Source organism: Enterobacter sp. 148H3 (genome assembly GCF_034107425.1).
Taxonomy (GTDB): domain Bacteria; phylum Pseudomonadota; class Gammaproteobacteria; order Enterobacterales; family Enterobacteriaceae; genus Enterobacter; species Enterobacter vonholyi.
Genome location: NZ_JAWNEI010000017.1, coordinates 19781 through 39153 on the forward strand (window position 1 = coordinate 19781; position 19373 = coordinate 39153).

A 19373-nucleotide genomic window follows, 5' to 3' on the forward strand; every position below is an offset into this window, starting at 1 on the left:
CGGTTACGCCTTACCGGGCCATCCAATACCCCTACGCCTGACGCAAATTCTGCGCTGCCTTCACCATGTTCGCCAGCGCTGCGCGGGTTTCAGGCCAGCCGCGGGTTTTCAGTCCGCAGTCCGGGTTTACCCAAAGACGCTCTGCCGGAATACGCTGGGCCGCTTTTTTCAGCAGGGCTTCAATCCACTCCACGCTCGGCACGTTCGGGGAGTGGATGTCGTACACGCCCGGCCCGATTTCGTTCGGGTAGTCGAATTCTTCAAACGACTCCAGCAGCTCCATATCTGAACGCGAGGTCTCAATAGTGATCACGTCGGCGTCCAGCGCGGCAATAGAATCCATGATGTCGTTAAATTCGCAGTAACACATGTGGGTGTGGATCTGAGTGTCGTCCTTCGCCACCGCGGCGTTGATGCGGAACGCCTCCACGCCCCACTGCAGGTAGGCGTCCCAGTCGCTGCGACGCAGCGGCAGACCTTCGCGCAGGGCCGGTTCGTCAATCTGAATAATGCCAATGCCTGCGGCTTCCAGATCCGCCACCTCATCACGCAGCGCCAGGGCGATCTGTTTGGCGATGGTTTCACGGGTCACGTCTTCACGCGGGAAGGACCAGCAAAGAATGGTCACAGGACCGGTGAGCATGCCTTTCACCGGCTTGTCGGTCAGGGACTGGGCGTACTTCGCCCACTCAACCGTGATCGCTTCCGGACGGCTGACGTCACCGATGACCACCGGCGGCTTCACGCATCGGGAGCCATAGCTCTGCACCCAGCCGTTCTGGGTAAAGACGAAGCCGTCCAGGTGCTCGCCAAAGTATTCCACCATGTCATTACGCTCTGCTTCACCGTGCACCAGCACGTCCAGCCCAAGGCGTTCCTGCTCGATAATCGCCTGCTTGATGTGTTCCGCGATCCCGGTGCGGTAGTGATTCGCATCCAGATTGCCCTTTTTAAAGTCCAGACGCAGGCCGCGGATCTCGGTGGTCTGCGGGAAGGAACCAATCGTCGTGGTCGGCCACGCAGGCAGATTGAAGCGGGCGCGCTGGGCTTCGGCGCGCACCTCATACGGGCTCTGGCGCTGGCTGTCCTGGGCGGTGATGGCCGCCAGACGTTTTTCCACCGCCGGGTTATGCACGCGCGCGGAGTGGCGGCGCGCCCGGATCGGGGCGCTCCATTCGGTAATTGCCGCCGTGTCGCCGCTGTTCAGCGCGTCGCGCAGCAGGGCCAGCTCTTCACATTTTTGCAGCGCGAAGGCAAACCAGCTCTTTACTTCAGGGTCGAGACGGGTTTCCACGCTCAGGTCGATCGGGCTGTGCAGCAGCGAGCAGGACGAGGCCACCCACAGCTCACGTTTACCGACGATGTCTTTGATTTGTGCATATTTCTCGGTCAGATCGGCGCGCCAGACGTTACGGCCATTCACCAGACCGGCGGAGAGCAGCCAGTCTGCGGGCAGGCGCTTATGCAGCTCCGTCACATCATCTTTACCGTGTACAAGGTCTACGTGCAGGCCCTGCACCGGCAGCGCGGTAATCGTGTTCAGGTTCGGCGTCACGCCTTCGAAATAGGTTGTCAGTAGCAGCTTCACCTCCCCGGTGAGCGCATCATACGCCGGTTTGAAGGCATCGAGCCATTCCTGAGGCAACTCGAGCACCAGCGCCGGTTCGTCGATTTGCACCCACTGAATGCCGCGTTTGCCCAGCTCAATCAGCACCTGTTTGTAGACCGGCAGAATGTCCTTCAGCAGGCTCAGACGATCGAACTGCTCGCCTTTGACTTTCCCCAGCCACAGATAGGTCACTGGCCCCAGCAGCACGGGTTTAACCTGGTGGCCCAGCGCCAGCGCTTCGTCCACTTCATCCAGAAGCTGCGTCCAGGTCAGTTTAAACTGCTGACCTTTTACGAACTCCGGCACCATATAGTGATAGTTAGTGTTAAACCACTTAGTCATTTCCGCCGCTGCCGCTGGCTCACCCGTTGGGGCACGGCCACGGCCGATGCGGAACAGGGTATCGATATCTACCGATCCATCTTTGTTCTGATGACGAGCCGGCACGTTGCCAAGCAGCAGGCTGGTCGTCAGAACATGGTCGTACCAGGCGAAATCGCCCACCGGCAGCAGGTCAATGCCCGCCTGCTTCTGCTGATCCCAGTGGCGGGCGCGCAGCTCGCGTCCCACTGCCAGCAGCTCTTCACGCGTGGCGTTCCCTGCCCAGTAGCTTTCTTGCGCTTTTTTCAGCTCGCGACGCAGGCCAACGCGAGGGAAACCGAGAGTGTGATTGCGGATTGTCATGGTGTACCCCTTGTGAAATTCGTTATTTAGACGTCCAGATGTTTACACTTCTATAATTGGCAGGTACTGTATATTCCTCAAGCGCAAAATGTTCATGGCGAAGTGAAGGACTTTCATGATCGAGATTAAACACCTGAAAACGCTACAAGCGTTGCGAAACTGCGGTTCGCTCGCGGCTGCTGCGGCCACGCTGCACCAGACACAGTCCGCCCTTTCTCACCAGTTCAGCGATCTGGAACAACGCCTCGGCTTCCGTCTTTTTGTGCGTAAAAGCCAGCCGCTACGCTTTACGCCGCAGGGTGAAATTCTCCTTCAGCTGGCGAATCAGGTTCTGCCGCAAATCGCGAGCGCGCTGCAGGCGTGTAACGAACCGCAGCAGACCAAACTGCGTATCGCTATTGAGTGCCACAGCTGTATTCAGTGGCTGACCCCCGCGCTTGAGAACTTCCGCCAGAAGTGGCCGCAGGTGGAGATGGACTTTAAATCCGGCGTGACGTTCGACCCGCAGCCTTCGCTGCAGCAGGGCGAGCTGGATCTGGTCATGACCTCTGACATTCTGCCGCGCAGCGGCCTGCACTATTCGCCGATGTTTGATTATGAAGTGCGCCTGGTGCTGGCGCCGGACCATCCGCTGGCGGCCAAAACGCGTATCACGCCGGAAGACCTGGCGACGGAAACGCTGCTGATTTACCCGGTTCAGCGCAGTCGTCTGGATATCTGGCGTCACTTCCTGCAGCCCGCGGGCATTAGCCCGCAGCTAAAAAGCGTGGATAACACCCTGCTGCTGATTCAGATGGTGGCGGCCAGAATGGGTATCGCGGCGCTGCCGCACTGGGTGGTGGAGAGCTTTGAACGCCAGGGTCTGGTGGTGACCAAAACCCTGGGAGAAGGACTGTGGAGCCGGCTGTACGCTGCCGTGCGCGATGGCGAGCAGCGTCAGCCGATTACGGAGGCGTTTATTCGCTCAGCGCGGAACCACGCGTGCGACCATCTTCCGTTTGTGCGGAGCGCGGAGCGACCCATCGGCGATGGACCCACAGCGAAGCCAGGATCACCGCTCCCCCAATAAGGAAGCTCGGCCAGTGCGGCTGTTGCTGCCAGATAGCGAGGTTGACCAGCAGCCCTGCCGGGACATGCACGTTGTTCATAATCCCCAGCGTACCGGCGTCGACCTGCGTCGCGCCGTAGTTCCACATGAAGTACCCCAACCCGGAAGCCACGACGCCCAGCCAGATCAGCACGCCCCACTGCACGGACGTAGTCGGCAACTTTTGCGGGTTACCGAGCATAAACCACGCCGCTACCGCGACAATCGCGGCGCCCATATAAAACCAGGCAAACGCGTTATGCTGCGGCATCGGACGGGTTTCCATCAGGCGTTTGTAGCCCACCATGCCGATAGCGAAACTGATGTTGGCGAGCTGGACGAACATCAGCCCGGTCCAGAAGTGATCGCTTACTTTGTCGTAGCGAATAATCGCCGCGCCAATCACCGCCAGCGCCGCGCTCAGCAGGTATCCCCAGCGCAGACGGCGTTTACTCAGCAGATCGTAAATCAGCGTGATGTAGAGCGGCGTCAGCACGGTAAAGAGCAGGAATTCCGAGACGGACAGATAGACGTAAGCCCGGAAGCTGAACAAATACATGATGCCGAGCTGCATCGCCCCCACCAGCATATACAGCACAATCGTTTTCAGCGATTGCCCGCGCGTGCGCAGAAACGGCAGGAACACCAGTGCCGCCAGCCCCACACGCATCAGCACCGAGAAGTAGCTGTCGACCGAACCGGCAAGGTATTCGCCAATCAGGCTAAAGGAGAAGGCCCACAGGATAGTGGTGATAATGAGTAGCGCCACAATGCTTGTCTCTCAGAAAGAAGGAGAGGCATTGTAGCGAACTCTTTAGTTGACAACTGAGCAATAAACAATCAAGCGAAGATTATTCAAGGAACAGCTTGCGCAGATACTTCGGTACCGCGTTGTCAGCGTTAGAACCAATGACTTCCAGTTCAGGGTGGAGATCCTTCAGACGCTGGTGCGCGTTCTGCATGATGCAGCCCTTGCCTGCCATTGAAAGCATCTCGGCGTCGTTCATGCCGTCACCGAAGGCGATACAGTCTTTGAGCCCGAAGCCCAGGCGTTTCGCAACCGCTTCCAGCGCGTGACCTTTGGAGACGCCACCCGCCATCACTTCAAGACAGGTCAGGGTTGAGAAGCTTACGTTGACGCGATCGCCCCAGCGAGCGTTGATCGCCTGTTCCAGCGGGAGCAGCTCTTCGTGGCTGTCGCAGGTGAAGAACACCTTGCTGATCCCTTCCGGCTCCAGCAGGCCCGGTTCGTAAAGGGAGTAGTTGAATACCGCTTCCTTGAAGAAACGCATTTCATCCGGGCGGTGGCGGTTCATAAACCAGTCGTCGTCGCGGTAAACGTTAGTGACGATAGCCGGGTTGTTATGCACCACGCCAAACAGATCGGCGGCAATATCGCGATCCAGGTTGTGGGTAAAGATCAGGTTGCCGTCGGTATCATGCACGCGCGCACCGTTGGAGGTGATCATGTACGATTTGATCTCGAGATTATCGCGGATCTGCCCCACGTCGACGTGGTGGCGGCCGGTGGCGAACACAAAGTTCACACCACGTGCAGTCAGGAGTTTTAAGGTCTCTTTCGCGTAAGGCGACAGGGTGTGGTCGGGGGAAAGCAGCGTGCCATCTAAATCAGATGCAACAACCTGGTACATAGGGATTTCAACCTCTGGTGGAAAACAAAAATCAATTATGCCTGTTGAAAAATTCAACAATGGCGTTGAGCGCGACTGAGCGCATAGCGTCCTTTTCAAAAAGGATCTCATGGAACGCGCCGTTAATGACCAGCGGTTTACCCCCTTCACAAGGGTGACCGGCTGCAGCGCGCAGTTCACAATAGCGGTCATGCATGCGGTTATCCACCACACGCTCTTCTTCCGCCTGAATCAGAAGCGTCGGCGTGTCATCATCGCCTACGCCCGCCAGCACCTGCTCACCGGCCATAATACCCTCCCGCACCCAGTGCCAGGTCGGGCCGCCGACGCGTAAGCGTGGTTCATCGGCATAAAAGCGCAGGTTGCGGCGATAACGCTGCCGACTATGGGTTAAGACGTTGATGGCGAACGGCAGCGCGCGCCAGCGTCCTGTACCTATTGCGTAACCTTCACGAATGCGCTGATGGCCCTCAGCCCAGTCAAGAAGATGGCGCACCATCCAGTCAGGAAAACGGATAACGATACCGTACATCGGCGCGGTCAGCGCAATGGCATCGCACTGGTGTTCATAACGCTGCAAAAACAGCGTCGATATCGCGCCCCCCATGGAGTGCGCAAGGATGTATCGCTTACGCCAGGGACCGGGCTGAACGTCCTGCTGCCAGAACGCGGCAAAATCGTCGACGTAATCGCTGAAGCGATCGACGTGCCCACGGTGCGTGTCCGGAAGCATACGTCCGGACAGCCCCTGTCCACGATGGTCGATAATCAGGACATCGAACCCCATATGGACCAGGTCGTAGGCCAGCTCAGCGTATTTAACGTAGCTTTCAATACGCCCAGGGCAGACCACAATCACCCGGTCATTTTTTTCATTTCGGAAACGAACGAAACGCACCGGGATGCCCCCGACGCCCGTAAACTCATCTTCCTCACGCTGCCGCCAGAAATCGGTCAGCGGCCCCATAGAGAAAGCAGCAAAAGCGTTTTCTCGTGTTTCCCAGTCCTTTTTCTGCTGAAACATTGGGTTTCCACTCACGTAATCCAGGGAATATCGTTTTTTTCGTCACCGGTCACAAAATGACTCAATAATAGCGTATTGTGGCATAAAAATAGACGGTTCGGGAGTTTCAAATGACCTTCGAGTGGTGGTTCGCCTACCTGCTGACATCCATTATCCTCAGCCTTTCTCCGGGTTCGGGTGCTATTAACACCATGACTACCTCCATCAACCACGGTTACCGCGGTGCGGTGGCGTCGATTGCCGGTTTGCAGGCCGGGCTGGGCATTCATATTGTGCTGGTTGGGATTGGTCTGGGGACACTTTTCTCCCGCTCGGTGCTGGCGTTTGAAGTGCTGAAATGGGCCGGGGCAGCCTATCTGATTTGGCTCGGCATCCAGCAGTGGCGCGCGGCAGGTTCCATCAACCTGAATACTCTCGCGCAGACGCAAAACCGCGGCCATCTGTTTAAGCGGGCGGTGTTCGTCAACCTGACCAACCCGAAGAGCATCGTTTTCCTCGCCGCGCTGTTCCCGCAGTTTATCGTTCCGCATCAGCCGCAGGTGATGCAGTACGTGGTGCTGGGCGCGACCACCATTATCGTCGATATCATCGTGATGATTGGTTACGCGACGCTGGCGCAGCGAATTGCGGCGTGGATTAAAGGGCCTAAGCAGATGAAGGCCCTGAATAAAGTCTTTGGCTCGCTGTTTATGCTGGTTGGCGCGCTGCTTGCGTCAGCGCGTCATGCTTAGCGAGAAATGATGAGATGAATGCCGAAGCCGGCGAACAGCGCGCCGGCGCAGCCGTCAATCCACTTCGCGATACGCTGGTAGCCGCGGCGCATCGCCGGTAAGGCGAACAGGCTGGCCACGATAGTAAACCAGGCAAAGGTTTCAACGACGATCAGCAGGAAGATGCCCCAGCGTGCGCCCGCACCGACGCTATCGCCGACAAACAGCGAGAACACGGAGCCGAAATAGATAATCGCTTTTGGGTTCGCCAGATTAGTCAGCAACCCTTTTACAAAGCTGCGACCGCCCGTTGCCAGCTCCACCTTTGGCTCTTCCGGTTTTTTCTCTTCTTTCTTCAGCGCCCCGCGCAGCATCTGGTAGCCCATCCAGCACAGGTATAGCCCGCCGCCGACCATAATGATGTTATGCAGCCAGGCCATCTTCGCCAGGATCAGGTTCAGACCGAGCAGCGCAACGGCCGCCCAGACCATAACGCCCATGGTGATACCGAGCACGCCCATCATCGCCTCTTTTCGGGAGCGGCTGACGGCCGTTTGTGACACGAAGAAAAAGTCTGGGCCGGGGCTCATCAGCGCAACGATGTGCACTAATGCCACGGTGAGAAATAGCATTAACATAATTAGCTCGCGGGGAAATAATTTAGTGAGTCATCATCCTGGCACTTTTTCGCCCGGCTGACTACTCCTCATCGTCACCGTCGGCGTGAGAGCGGATGAGCGCCATAAACTCTTTACCGAAGCGCTCCAGCTTGCGCGTGCCGACGCCGTTGACGCTGAGCATTTCGCTGGCGCTGAGCGGCATCTGCTCGGCCATCTCAATCAGCGTCGCGTCGTTGAACACCACGTAAGGCGGGATGTTTTCCTCGTCGGCGATGGCTTTACGCAGCTTGCGCAGTTTGGCGAACAGCTTGCGGTCGTAATTGCCGCCGTAGGATTTCTGCATCACGCGCGGCTTCAGGGCGATGACGCGCGGCACGGCGAGCTTCAGTTCAACGTCACCGCGCAGCACCGGACGCGCGGCCTCCGTGAGCTGAAGCGCGGAGTGCTGAGCAATGTTCTGCGTAGCGAAGCCGAGGTGGATCAGCTGGCGAATGATGCTCACCCAGTGCTCGTGGCTCTGGTCCTTGCCAATACCGTAGACAGGCAGCTTGTCGTGGCCCATGTCGCGGATACGCTGGTTGTTGGCACCGCGCAGCACTTCCACCACGTAGCCCATCCCGAAGCGCTGGTTCACGCGGTAAATGGTTGAGAGCGCCTTACGCGCGTCCATCAGGCCATCGTACTGCTTCGGCGGGTCGAGGCAGATATCGCAGTTGCCGCACGGCTCCTGGCGCCCTTCACCAAAGTAGTTGAGCAGAACCAGACGACGGCAGGTTTGCGCTTCGGCAAACGCGCCCATCGCGTTGAGCTTGTGGCGCTCGATATCCTGCAGCTGTCCCTGCGGCTTCTCTTCCAGACAGCGGCGCAGCCACGCCATATCGGCCGGATCGTAAAACAGCATCGCTTCCGCAGGCAGGCCGTCACGCCCGGCGCGGCCGGTTTCCTGATAGTAGGATTCGATATTGCGCGGAATGTCGAAATGCACCACGAAGCGCACGTTGGGCTTGTTGATCCCCATCCCAAACGCCACCGTCGCGACCACGATCTGCAGGTCATCGCGCTGGAATTTTTCCTGCACGTCGGCACGGATGTGGTTCTCTAATCCGGCGTGATAGGCGGCGGCGCTAAAGCCGCGGTTTTGCAGACGCGCGGCGGTGTCTTCCACCTTTGCGCGGCTGTTGCAGTAGATGATGCCGGACTTGCCGCGCTGCTCCTGCACGTAGCGCAGAAGCTGATCCAGCGGCTTGAATTTTTCCATCAGCATATAGCGGATGTTGGGGCGGTCGAAGCTGCTGACCTGAATATAGGGGTCGTTCAACCCGAGCAGGCGAACGATATCCAGCCGCGTAGTGTCATCTGCCGTAGCGGTAAGCGCCATAAACGGCAGCTCGGGGAAGCGCTGACGCAGCTGGCCGAGGGCGGCGTATTCCGGGCGGAAATCGTGTCCCCACTGGGAAATACAGTGCGCTTCATCCACCGCCAGCAGGACCGGGTTCCAGTGCGCCAGGTGATCGAGGAAGTTATCCAGCATCAGGCGTTCCGGCGCGATATACAGCAGGCGAATCTGCCCGGTGCGACACCCGGCCATCACCTCTTGCTGCTGCTCCCGGGTTTGGGTCGAGTTGAGACAGGCCGCCGCCACTCCGTTGGCGAGCAGCTGGTCAACCTGGTCTTTCATTAGAGAAATGAGGGGGGATACCACGACCGTCAGGCCGTTAAGCACCAGCGCGGGCACCTGATAACAGAGGGACTTGCCGCCACCGGTAGGCATCACCACCAGGCAATCACGACCTTCCAGCACCGTTTCAATGATGGTTTCCTGGCCAGGGCGGAACTGCTGGTAGCCAAAGGTTTCATGCAAAACCTGTTTAGCCAGCGACTCCTGATTCAATACTTCCGCCTGCGCCACGTTAACCCCATATGCCTGAAATGAAACAGGCGCTATTTTCAGCGCCTGAGAGAGAAACTTCAACGTTTAACGCAAAAACATTCGAACAGTCTAGAGAATATCGTTCAGCATCACGCCCACGCCGACGCGGGTCTGGTTGAAGTTGTAATCGATAAGCGACTCGCCGTAACCGCTGTAGACTTGCGTATAAAGGCGGACATGCTTGCTTACCGGATAGCTTAAGCCCACTTCCGCGCCGCCGTAGCCGGTGTTCCAGTTGTACTGACCTTTCGCACTCAGCACGGCATCACCTAACTGGTAGCCGACTTTAAGCTGGTAGTAGCCCATATATTTGGTGATGTCCGGGTTGTCATCAGTGCTGCCGACCACATACCACGGCTTCACTTCCACCATCCAGTTACCGTTCTGCGCCATCAGGCGCGTATAGGCACGGTTCCAGCTACGGGATGTCGGATCGGAACGTCCGTTAGAGTCATGGTTAAAGCCCACTTCCACATCGCGTAACGTCCAGCCCGCAAACTCATAATCCGTTGCAAAGCCGAGGAACAGCTGGGGCTCATAGTTGGTTTCGCGGAAGGGCGAGGATTCCCCGCTGTTAGAGAGCTGCCACCAGGACTTCTGCGTATAGGAGGCACCAAACACCGAGTTCGGTCCCAGAATGCCGCGCCAGAACGGGAAAGCGAGGCTGAGCTGGAACTTCACCTCATCTTTACGCGCATTATCAGACCAGTTATAGGAGCTTATCGCCTCTTTGTTGAGATCGCTGGTCTGGGTGTAAATCACGTAGTTGGTGTCATACGGATAGAGCGTGAACGGATTGTCATGCTCCTGAAGAAGGTTCGCGATAATGCTACCGTGAACGGCAGGCTTATCATGTACCTCTTTGATTGTCGCTTCCTGCGCATAGGCTGTGAGGGGCAGCGAAATCGCCGCCAGTAACCAGGCCAGATACGTCCGCATCGGTGGTGTTCTCCTGCAAAAGAGTAAAATTACCTGAATAGTTATGTGGCGGACATTCTACAGACTTATGCGACAACTGCTGCATCCTCATTTCTGAAAGTGGAATTCCTTGTTGCCGAGGCATAAAATCAACATTTTATTAACAATAAGGATGTGATGCCTCATGTCAGCCATGCTTACCGCCGAAGAAGTGTTAAAACTCGTGGGCGAGATTTTTGTTTACCATATGCCGTTTAACCGCGCGCTGGGACTGGAGCTGGAGCGTTACGAGAAAGACTTTGCCCAGCTGAGCTTCAACAACCAGCCGATGATGGTAGGTAACTGGGCGCAAAGTATTTTGCACGGCGGCGTGATTGCCTCCGCGCTGGACGTGGCGGCAGGTCTGGTCTGCGTGGGCAGCACGCTGACCCGCCATGACACCATCAACGAAGACGAACTCCGCCAGCGTCTGGCGCGCATGGGCACCATCGATCTGCGCGTCGACTATCTTCGCCCGGGGCGCGGAAATCGCTTTACCTGTACCAGCAGCCTGCTGCGCGCGGGGAATAAAGTCGCCGTGGCGCGCGTTGAATTACACAACGAAGAACAGGTGTATATCGCCAGCGCAACCGCCACTTATATGGTGGGTTGAGGCGGCAAAATCGGGTAAAATTAATTCACTTTTTTGTAACGGATTTTCCCGATGGATGCTAAACAGACGCGGCAGGGCGTTTTACTCGCCCTTGCCGCTTATTTTATTTGGGGTATCGCCCCGGCGTATTTCAAGCTTATCGCCTACGTTCCGGCCGATGAGATCCTGACTCACCGCGTCATCTGGTCGTTCTTCTTTATGATTGCGCTGATGAGCCTCAGCCGTCAGTGGTCGGGCGTCAAAACGCTGCTGCAAACCCCGAAGAAGATCTTCCTGCTGGCACTCTCTGCCGTGCTGATTGGCGGCAACTGGCTGCTGTTTATCTGGGCGGTGAATAACCATCACATGCTCGAAGCGAGCCTGGGGTACTTCATTAACCCGCTGGTGAATATCGTGCTGGGGATGATTTTCCTCGGTGAGCGCTTCCGCCGGATGCAGTGGGTGGCGGTGATTCTGGCCTTCTGCGGCGTACTGGTGCAGCTCTGGACCTTCGGCTCGCTGCCGATTATTGCCCTCGGCCTGGCGTTCAGCTTTGCGTTCTACGGCCTGGTGCGTAAGAAGATTGCGGTGGAAGCGCAGACAGGGATGCTGTTTGAAACCCTGTGGCTGCTGCCCGTGGCGGCGATTTATCTTTTCGGCATCGCCGACAGCCCAACCAGCCACATGGGCAGCAACCCGTGGTCGCTGAACCTGATGCTGATGGCGGCGGGCGTGGTGACCACTATTCCACTGCTGTGCTTCACCGGTGCGGCGACGCGCCTGCGTCTCTCCACGCTGGGTTTCTTCCAGTACATTGGCCCGACGCTAATGTTCCTGCTGGCGGTGGTGTTTTACGGCGAGGTGCCGGGGGCGGATAAGATGGTGACGTTCGCCTTTATCTGGGTGGCGCTGGCGATTTTCGTCGCCGATGCGATTTATACCCAGCGCAGGGGGCGCAAAGGGCTGTAATGTTGCCCTCACCCTAACCCTCTCCCACAGGGAGAGGGAATTCGATCGTTGGGCGGGTAAGCGCAGCGCCACCCGCCAGATTTTTACAGCCAGTTCCGGCGCTTAAAGTACAGATACGGTGCCAGCCCCGCGAGGATCATAAAGATAATCGCCCCCGGGTAACCAAAGCTCCACTTCAGCTCCGGCATAAACTCAAAGTTCATCCCGTAGCTGGATGCCACCAGCGTTGGCGGCAGGAACACTACGGACACTACCGAGAAGATCTTGATGATGCGGTTCTGCTCGATGTTGATAAAGCCCATCGCCGCCTGCATCAGGAAGTTCACCTTCTGGAACAGAGATTCGTTGTGCGGCAGCAGGGATTCGATGTCTCGTAAAATCTCACGCGCCTGCTCCAGCTGACCGCCCGGCAGACGCGCCTTGCGCACCAGGAAGTTCAGCGCGCGCTGGGTATCCATCAGGCACAAACGCACCTTCCAGCCGATATCTTCCAGCTCCGCCAGCGTGGAGAGTGCCTCGTCGTACTCATCGCCCTGATGGCCTTCCATGATCACGCGGCTCAGCTTTTCCAGATCGCTGTAGATGTTTTCAATTTCGTCCGCCAGCTGTTCAATTTTGGTCTCGAACAGATCGAGCAGCAGCTCGTAAGCGTTACCATCCACCATTGCCTGGCTGCGGGCGCGCATGCGGTAGAGACGGAATGCCGGCAGCTCGCGCTCGCGCAGCGTAAACAGGCGGCCGTCGCGAATGGTAAACGCCACGGTGGAGTTACCCGCGTGGTCTTCCGCATCTTCAAAGAAGAAGAAGGAGTGAATATGCAGACCGTCTTCGTCTTCAAAAAAACGCGCGGATGCTTCGATGTCTTCCAGTTCCGGGCGGGTTGCCAGGCTTTGCCCCAGCTCAGATTGTACGCGAAGGCGCTCATCGTCGTCCGGCTCGACCAGATCCACCCATACGGCATCAATGAGGGGCTGTGACTCTTCGGCTTCAAGCCGAGTCAGTCGGTTATTTTCGAGTTGAAATGCGCTCAACATGACCGGGACTCCCAATGCAAAAAATATCGGACAGTTCGGTGGGCACACAGAAACAAATTGGGTTTCAGACCATTAAACAGCCTGACTCAGCGCGACGGGAATAATGCAGTCGCTGACAACCACTAAGGCCATCAGCAAGAGGAGATAGCCTTAGGAGTTGTTCCTGGATGACAGGGAATTGAGCCAGTATCTACTGGGTGTGTCCAAGGCGAATGTCCTCTTAGCGTAATCGTGCGCGCATGTTACGCCAGCTATAACTATGGCGTCAACACGCAACGGAACGCTGAAGGGCATTAATTGACCTTCAGCGTATAAGGCTAGCAGATTATTACAAAATAATGATATTTTTCTGAAAGTTAGACTGTTTCCAGCTTCGCGTAGGCGGCCACCAACCATTTGATCCCCTGCCCCTGGAACGCCACCTGCAGGCGGCTGTGCTCGCCGCTGCCTTCCAGATTCACAATGGTACCTTCGCCAAACTTCGAATGGCGCACGCGCTGGCCCAGCTTGTAGCCAGTGTCGGTTTCCGCAATCGGCGATCCCATGCGCTGATGGCTGACAGGACGACTGATGCTTGCCCGCAGACGCACCTCCTCCACGCACTCTTCCGGCAGTTCGCCGATAAAGCGCGACGGACGGTGATAGACCTCTTTCCCGTACAGACGGCGGGTTTCCGCATAGGTCAGCGTCAGCTTTTGCATCGCGCGCGTCACGCCCACGTAGGCCAGACGGCGTTCCTCTTCCAGACGGCCGCCTTCATCCAGCGACATCTGGCTTGGGAACATCCCCTCTTCCATTCCGACAATGAATACCTGCGGGAACTCCAGTCCTTTGGCGGAGTGCAGGGTCATGAGCTGAACCGCATCCTGCCAGGTATCCGCCTGCCCTTCCCCCGCTTCCAGCGCGGCGTGGGAGAGGAACGCCTGCAGCGGCATCAGGTCTTCGTCTTCTTCGTTGTAGCTGAACTGGCGCGTTGCCGTGACCAGTTCCTCTAAGTTCTCAATACGGGTCTGGCCCTTCTCGCCTTTTTCCTGCTCGTACATGGTGCGCAGGCCGGAATCTTTAATCACCCGGTCGGTCTGCACGTGCAGCGGCATGTCGGCCGTTTCCTGCGCGAGGGCGTCAATCAGCTCAAGGAAGCGCTGCAATGCGCTGGCGGCACGTCCGGCGAGCGCTTTTTCCTGCAGCAGCTCGCGGCACGCCTGCCACAGCGTCAGCTGGCGGTCGCGCGAGGCCTGACGCACCACGTCCAGCGTACGGTCGCCAATCCCGCGGGTTGGGGTGTTCACCACGCGTTCAAACGCCGCGTCGTCGTTACGGTTGGCAATCAGACGCAGATACGAGAGCGCATCTTTGATTTCCTGACGTTCGAAGAAGCGCATACCGCCGTAAATGCGGTACGGCATCCCCACCTGCAGCAGCGCCTCTTCCAGCACGCGCGACTGGGCGTTGCTGCGATAGAGAATGGCACACTGCTCCAGCGCGCCGCCGTTGTCCTGCCAGGTTTTGATGCGGTTGACCACGAAGCGCGCTTCGTCGAGCTCGTTGAAGGCGCAGTAAATCGAAATCGGTTCGCCGTCGACGCCGTCGGTCCACAGCTTTTTACCCAGACGCCCGTTGTTGTTTTCAATCAGGGCGTTGGCCGCGCTGAGGATATTGCTGGTCGAGCGGTAGTTCTGCTCCAGACGGATGGTTTCGGCGCCGGGGAAATCGTTGAGGAAGCGCTGAATGTTCTCCACCTGCGCCCCGCGCCAGCCGTAGATCGACTGGTCGTCATCGCCCACGATCATCACCTTGCCGGTATCCCCGGCCAGCAGGCGGATCCAGGCGTACTGGATGTTGTTGGTATCCTGGAATTCGTCCACCAGGATATTGGTGAAGCGTTCACGGTAGTGCTGCAGGATGTGCGGTTTGTTCAGCCACAGCTCGTGGGCGCGCAGCAACAGTTCGGCAAAGTCCACCAGCCCGGCGCGGTCACACGCTTCCTGGTAGGCCTTGTAGACGTTCTGCCAGGTCTGCTCCACCGGGTTGCCGAAGCTCTGAATATGGTGCGGGCGCAGCCCCTCGTCTTTCTGACCGTTGATGTACCACATCGCCTGACGCGGCGGCCACTGCTTCTCGTCGAGGTTCATCGCCTTGATCAGGCGTTTCAGCAGACGGAGCTGGTCTTCGCTGTCGAGGATCTGGAAATCCTGCGGCAGGTTGGCGTCCATGTGGTGTGCGCGCAGCAGGCGGTGCGCCAGGCCGTGGAAGGTGCCGACCCACATGCCGCCCTGGCTGGTGCCCATCAGTTGGGCGATGCGGTGGCGCATCTCCGCCGCCGCCTTGTTGGTGAACGTGACCGCCATGATGGAGTACGGCGAGCAGTTTTCCACGCTCTGCAGCCAGGCGATACGGTGAACCAGCACGCGCGTCTTACCACTGCCCGCTCCAGCCAGCACCAGCAGGTTGGTGCGCGAGGCGGCAACCGCATCACGCTGTTTGTCATTAAGGCTGTCGAGCAGGTAAGAAACGTCCATTGGCACCGTCACGTCATGTCGGGCAGGCGAATAGCATTCGCCAAAACCCTGTTAATTTATACAGAACAATTGATGATTATATCAGCGTCGTGAGGGATGCCAACCGTGAAATTTCCACGTGCGGCAGAAGACGGCTATCGGAGGCGATCATCAGGTCAGCATTTTCCGGCTTGATCCAGCAGGCCTGCATCCCGCAGCGGATGGCGCCGGCCACGTCTGTGGTCAGGTCATCCCCCACGTGCAGGATCTCACCCAGCGGCAGGTTAAGCTTATCTGCCGCCAGATGGTACATGTCACTGAACGGCTTCGCGCGCCCGTGAGGACCCGCACGCAGCACGAATTCGAAGTAATCACTCAGGCCAAAAAGCTCCGGCTGGGCATTGCCGTTGGTGATGGCCACCAGCGGCCACTTTTCGGCAAGCTTCGCCAGCGTGTCGTGGGTTTCCTGCGGCACGTCGATACGGCTGCGCCATTTAGCAAAGTTTTCCATGGCCGCTTCCGCCCCAATGGCAGCATCCTGTGTGCTCAGACCCACGTTGAGCATCGCCTGCTCAACCGCGCGACGACGCCATTCGGTCACGTCGTGGTAAATGTCCGGCTCGGTCTCACGCAGGGACTGGCGCAGCTTCTGGAAGTCCTTGTTCTGTATCGCCTTCAGCGCGGGATGGTAGTTCTGCACAAACGCCAGGGACTCCTGCTCGGTGCGCAGGATCACCTCGCGGTTGTCATAAAGAGTGTCATCAAGGTCAAACGTCAGGGCTGAGATCTGACCGAGTGGGCGGTAAAAACGCATTATTTCCCCCGTTTGGCGCGTGGATGCGCCGCGTCATACACCGAGGCAAGGTGCTGGAAGTCTAAGTGGGTATAGATTTGAGTGGTCGACAGATTTGCGTGGCCAAGCAGTTCCTGCACGCCGCGCAGATCGCCGCTCGACTCAAGCATGTGTGTCGCAAAGGAGTGGCGCAGCTTGTGCGGGTGAACGTGGCTGTTCAGCCCCTGCTTAATGCCCCACTCCGCAAAGCGCTTCTGCACGTTACGCGCCGAGATCCGCTTGCCGAGTTTTGACAGGAACAGCGCATCTTCGTCGGTGCCAAACAGCCCGCGCAGATCAAGCCAGTGCTCAATCCAGGAGACCGCATTGCGGCCAATCGGCAGGCGGCGCTCTTTGCTGCCCTTACCCATTACCCACACTTCGCCCGATTCCAGATCGAGATGCTTGAGGTCGAGGTTAACGAGCTCAGACAGACGTAACCCGGCACCGTACATCACCTCCAGCATCGCGCGGTCGCGCACGGCCAGCGGATCGTTAAGGTCGATATCCAGCAGGCGGTTTACGTCGTCAACGTCAATATTTTTAGGCAGATGGCGCGGCGCCTTCGGCGTGGCTATCCCCTTTGCCGGGTTGGCTTTTAAGCCCCCCTGGCTGACCAGCCAGTCGAAGAAGCTGCGCAGCGCTGAGAGCCTGAGCGCCAGGCTCGCCGGGCTGAGATTTTTTTTACGGCTACGCACGACAAACCCGCGTACCGTCGCAGCGTCACATTGTTGCCAGCTTTTCAGGCCGATTTCGTCGGCGATCTGCATGATGGCATCAAGCTGACGCTGATAGTTAAGCAGCGTAATGGGGCTAAGCTGACGTTCCACGCCGAGATAGCGCAGAAAGCGCGAGACGTCAGTGGCGAGCAGTCCGTCCGTCATACGCGCTCAATCCAGCGCTCCAGCAGCTCAGGCAGCATCAGGGCGATCTCCTGCAGCAGGTGCGTGGCTTGCCCCTGCTCGTAGTGATGCGCGTCGCGGCTGGTAAATAATATGACGCCCAGATCGCCATCGCGCCCCATCAGCGACATCGCCACCGAGCCAATCGCTTTGGCTTCCGGTAATACCACCAGCAGCTCAGGCCCGTTCAGCGGCCCCAGATAGTGGTGATCATGGCCCAGACGCTGAATGCGCAGCGGTTCAAATGCCTGACGGCTGAGTGCCAGATGGGTAAATCCCGACGGCGCGCCGATGCGCCAGCGGTCAGGGAAAAGACGAATCGTTGCGCCCGCCAGCCCCAGCTCGCGCGCCCAGCGGTGGAAACGGCTGAGGAACTCGTCGAGGCTGTGCGCCGACGCCAGACGCGCCTGCAGATGCAGCAGTCGATAGAACAGGCTTTCGTTGGTGCTGGCCTGCTCCATCAGCAGCGTCATGTTCTCTTCAAGCTGGCTGATGTGGTTGCGCGAGCGCGCCATGTGCCATTCGACCAGCGACACGGTTCCGCGAACCGGGTGCGGCACGCGCATCTCTTCGACGACGCGTGCATTGCGAATAAAAAACTCAGGATTGCGCAGCAGATAATCAACAACAGCCCTGTCGTCCAGTTCCGTCACTGTTTCCTGCAGTTCTTCCCCTGGTTGTTTCATAGATGGATAAACCCGTCATAGACATGTGCCGCCGGGCCAGTCATATACAGTGGATGACCCGGTCCTTTCCAGGCGATATCAAGCCGACCGCCCGGTAATTCCACGCGAACCTCTTCAGCCAGTACCCCCTGGGAGATGCCCACGGCCACCGCAGCACAGGCACCGCTTCCGCAGGCCTGAGTCTCACCCGCGCCGCGCTCGTAAACCCGCAGGCGAATGTGTTCGCGCTTCACCACCTGCATAAAGCCGATGTTCGCGCGCTCCGGGAAACGTTCGTGGCTTTCCAGTACCGGGCCGAGCGTTTCGACCGCGGCAGTTTCCACATCATCAACCTGAATCACGCAGTGTGGGTTACCCATTGAGACGACGCCGCACAATACTGTCTGCTCGGCCGCACGCATAATATAGGTCTTTTCCGCTTTGTTTGCGCGAAACGGCACGACGGAGGGCTCGAAGTTAGGCTCGCCCATGTTCACGCGCACCAGCTCATCATCGGTGACGCTGAGCACCATGCGACCATTGGCCGTGCTGACGCGAATATCACGCTTGTTGGTCAGCCCTTTCAGGCGGACAAAGCGGGCGAAACAGCGCGCGCCGTTGCCGCACTGGTTAACTTCGCTGCCGTCCGCGTTAAAAATACGGTAGTGGAAATCAAGATCGGGATCGTACGGTGGCTCGACCACCAGCAGCTGATCGAACCCAACGCCCAGATGCCGATCCGCCAGGCGACGGATCAGTTCAGGCGAGAAAAACACATTCTGCGTTACCGCGTCGACGACCATAAAATCGTTGCCAAGGCCATGCATTTTAGAGAACTGCATCATTTGCTCCATTGCGCGGGTACAGAACGTTGTCGTCAGAGATTAACCTGAGTCGGGCCACCGTTGTCGCCACGGTCGTTAGTATTTGGCGTGGTAGACTCAATGCCGCTGTTAACCGGTTTCGTCGGCGGCGGTGCGGTTTTATCCGCAGGCGGAAAGTACAGTGGTCCCTTCAGTCCGCAGCCAGTCAGGCTAAACAGCGTGATGAGAACGGCAAGCGTTCGGAAAGCGTTTTTCATTATAAAGTTGCCCGTAAGTTCAAATCTGTTTCTATCATCGCAGGAGAAGACACAAAAGCAAGAGTTTGCCGCTTTCCTGTAACGGGAATTATTTAGGGTTATACTGCCGGCATCACGAAAAACAGGAACAAAACCATGAACGACAGTGAATTCCATCGCCTTGCCGACAACCTGTGGATGACCATCGAAGAGCGTCTTGACGACTGGGACGGTGACAGCGATATCGATTGTGAAATCAACGGCGGCATTCTGACCCTGAGCTTCGAAAATGGCAGCAAAATTATTATTAACCGCCAGGAGCCGCTTCACCAGGTGTGGCTGGCCGCTAAACAGGGCGGCTATCATTTCGATCTGAAAGACGGGGAATGGGTTTGCGACCGCAGCGGCGTACCGTTCTGGGATCTGCTGGAACAGGCGGCGACCGCGCAGGCGGGTGAGAACGTGAGTTTCAGGTAGTTTTCTTGCCCGGTGGCGGCTGCGCCTTACCGGGCCTACAACGGCTCGAACCGTAGGCCGGGTAAGCGTGA

Annotated in this window: 20 protein-coding genes; 5 read left to right on the forward strand and 15 right to left on the reverse strand. The window is 57.9% G+C overall.

Annotation, left to right across the window (positions count from 1 at the left end; translation table 11 throughout):
* Nucleotides 1-31: 31 nt before the first annotated feature.
* A complete protein-coding gene (gene metE, locus USH94_RS19670) occupies nucleotides 32-2293 on the reverse strand; it encodes a 5-methyltetrahydropteroyltriglutamate--homocysteine S-methyltransferase (protein WP_111963540.1) in 2262 nt (753 codons plus the stop codon).
* A gap of 115 nt (nucleotides 2294-2408) precedes the next feature.
* Between metE and metR the strand changes: the two genes are divergently transcribed.
* Nucleotides 2409-3362 (forward strand): HTH-type transcriptional regulator MetR, encoded by a 954-nt coding sequence (metR, locus tag USH94_RS19675; protein ID WP_045357166.1) that lies wholly within the window; start codon nucleotides 2409-2411, stop codon nucleotides 3360-3362.
* Here the strand turns inward: metR and USH94_RS19680 are convergent.
* From USH94_RS19680 to pldB, 3 genes are all read right to left on the reverse strand, one after another.
* Nucleotides 3250-4149 (reverse strand): carboxylate/amino acid/amine transporter, encoded by a 900-nt coding sequence (locus tag USH94_RS19680; RefSeq protein WP_111963539.1) that lies wholly within the window; start codon nucleotides 4147-4149, stop codon nucleotides 3250-3252. The genes metR and USH94_RS19680 overlap by 113 nt on opposite strands.
* Before the next feature lie 82 nt (nucleotides 4150-4231).
* Entirely contained in the window at nucleotides 4232-5032 is an 801-nt protein-coding gene (gene yigL / locus USH94_RS19685; protein WP_029741831.1) for a sugar/pyridoxal phosphate phosphatase YigL, read from the reverse strand.
* Between the two features lie 31 nt (nucleotides 5033-5063).
* The gene (gene pldB, locus USH94_RS19690; protein ID WP_111963538.1) at nucleotides 5064-6056 is read right to left on the reverse strand and encodes a lysophospholipase L2; all 993 of its coding nucleotides are present in this window, start codon (nucleotides 6054-6056) and stop codon (nucleotides 5064-5066) included.
* A gap of 110 nt (nucleotides 6057-6166) precedes the next feature.
* Between pldB and rhtB the strand changes: the two genes are divergently transcribed.
* Nucleotides 6167-6787 (forward strand): homoserine/homoserine lactone efflux protein, encoded by a 621-nt coding sequence (rhtB, locus tag USH94_RS19695; protein ID WP_111963537.1) that lies wholly within the window; start codon nucleotides 6167-6169, stop codon nucleotides 6785-6787.
* On the opposite strand, the gene rhtC is transcribed toward rhtB, so the two are convergent.
* The 3 genes from rhtC to pldA form a co-directional block, all read right to left on the reverse strand.
* Nucleotides 6784-7404 (reverse strand): threonine export protein RhtC, encoded by a 621-nt coding sequence (gene rhtC, locus USH94_RS19700; RefSeq protein WP_111963536.1) that lies wholly within the window; start codon nucleotides 7402-7404, stop codon nucleotides 6784-6786. The two genes, rhtB and rhtC, sit on opposite strands and share 4 nt — an antisense overlap.
* A gap of 61 nt (nucleotides 7405-7465) precedes the next feature.
* Complete coding sequence (gene recQ, locus USH94_RS19705) at nucleotides 7466-9295, reverse strand: ATP-dependent DNA helicase RecQ (protein ID WP_047345452.1); 1830 nt, start codon at nucleotides 9293-9295, stop codon at nucleotides 7466-7468.
* A gap of 90 nt (nucleotides 9296-9385) precedes the next feature.
* Nucleotides 9386-10255 (reverse strand): phospholipase A, encoded by an 870-nt coding sequence (pldA, locus tag USH94_RS19710; protein ID WP_045417650.1) that lies wholly within the window; start codon nucleotides 10253-10255, stop codon nucleotides 9386-9388.
* A gap of 163 nt (nucleotides 10256-10418) precedes the next feature.
* On the opposite strand from pldA, the gene yigI reads away from it, so the two are divergent.
* Nucleotides 10419-10886, forward strand: a complete 468-nt coding sequence (yigI, locus tag USH94_RS19715) for an acyl-CoA thioesterase YigI (protein WP_008501538.1) — start codon at nucleotides 10419-10421, stop codon at nucleotides 10884-10886.
* 51 nt (nucleotides 10887-10937) lie between these two features.
* Complete coding sequence (gene rarD / locus USH94_RS19720; protein WP_008501539.1) at nucleotides 10938-11834, forward strand: EamA family transporter RarD; 897 nt, start codon at nucleotides 10938-10940, stop codon at nucleotides 11832-11834.
* Between the two features lie 83 nt (nucleotides 11835-11917).
* Here the strand turns inward: rarD and corA are convergent, their stop codons facing one another.
* The 8 genes from corA to lptM all read right to left on the reverse strand — a co-directional run bounded on the left by corA (nucleotide 11918) and on the right by lptM (nucleotide 18846).
* Nucleotides 11918-12868: a magnesium/cobalt transporter CorA gene (gene corA / locus USH94_RS19725; protein WP_008501540.1), complete on the reverse strand. Its 951-nt coding sequence runs from the start codon at nucleotides 12866-12868 to the stop codon at nucleotides 11918-11920.
* A gap of 150 nt (nucleotides 12869-13018) precedes the next feature.
* Complete coding sequence (gene ysgD / locus USH94_RS19730; RefSeq protein ID WP_212743980.1) at nucleotides 13019-13075, reverse strand: YsgD/CorL family protein; 57 nt, start codon at nucleotides 13073-13075, stop codon at nucleotides 13019-13021.
* A gap of 149 nt (nucleotides 13076-13224) precedes the next feature.
* Complete coding sequence (gene uvrD / locus USH94_RS19735) at nucleotides 13225-15387, reverse strand: DNA helicase II (RefSeq protein ID WP_021242849.1); 2163 nt, start codon at nucleotides 15385-15387, stop codon at nucleotides 13225-13227.
* Nucleotides 15388-15463: 76 nt separating this feature from the next.
* Nucleotides 15464-16180, reverse strand: coding sequence for a 5-amino-6-(5-phospho-D-ribitylamino)uracil phosphatase YigB (yigB, locus tag USH94_RS19740; protein ID WP_111963534.1), 717 nt, complete (start codon nucleotides 16178-16180; stop codon nucleotides 15464-15466).
* A complete protein-coding gene (gene xerC, locus USH94_RS19745; protein ID WP_023345086.1) occupies nucleotides 16180-17082 on the reverse strand; it encodes a tyrosine recombinase XerC in 903 nt (300 codons plus the stop codon). Before xerC ends, yigB begins: the two co-directional genes overlap by 1 nt.
* A complete protein-coding gene (locus USH94_RS19750; RefSeq protein ID WP_111963533.1) occupies nucleotides 17079-17786 on the reverse strand; it encodes a DUF484 domain-containing protein in 708 nt (235 codons plus the stop codon). Before USH94_RS19750 ends, xerC begins: the two co-directional genes overlap by 4 nt.
* Complete coding sequence (gene dapF, locus USH94_RS19755) at nucleotides 17783-18607, reverse strand: diaminopimelate epimerase (protein ID WP_111963532.1); 825 nt, start codon at nucleotides 18605-18607, stop codon at nucleotides 17783-17785. Before dapF ends, USH94_RS19750 begins: the two co-directional genes overlap by 4 nt.
* A 35-nt stretch (nucleotides 18608-18642) precedes the next feature.
* Nucleotides 18643-18846: an LPS translocon maturation chaperone LptM gene (gene lptM, locus USH94_RS19760; RefSeq protein WP_024907980.1), complete on the reverse strand. Its 204-nt coding sequence runs from the start codon at nucleotides 18844-18846 to the stop codon at nucleotides 18643-18645.
* A 135-nt stretch (nucleotides 18847-18981) separates the two neighbouring features.
* Here lptM and cyaY point away from each other — a divergent pair, with 135 nt between their 5' ends.
* Nucleotides 18982-19302 carry an iron donor protein CyaY gene (cyaY, locus tag USH94_RS19765; RefSeq protein WP_111963531.1) on the forward strand — a complete coding sequence of 107 codons (321 nt, stop codon included), beginning with the start codon at nucleotides 18982-18984 and terminating at the stop codon, nucleotides 19300-19302.
* The last annotated feature ends 71 nt before the right edge of the window (nucleotides 19303-19373 follow it).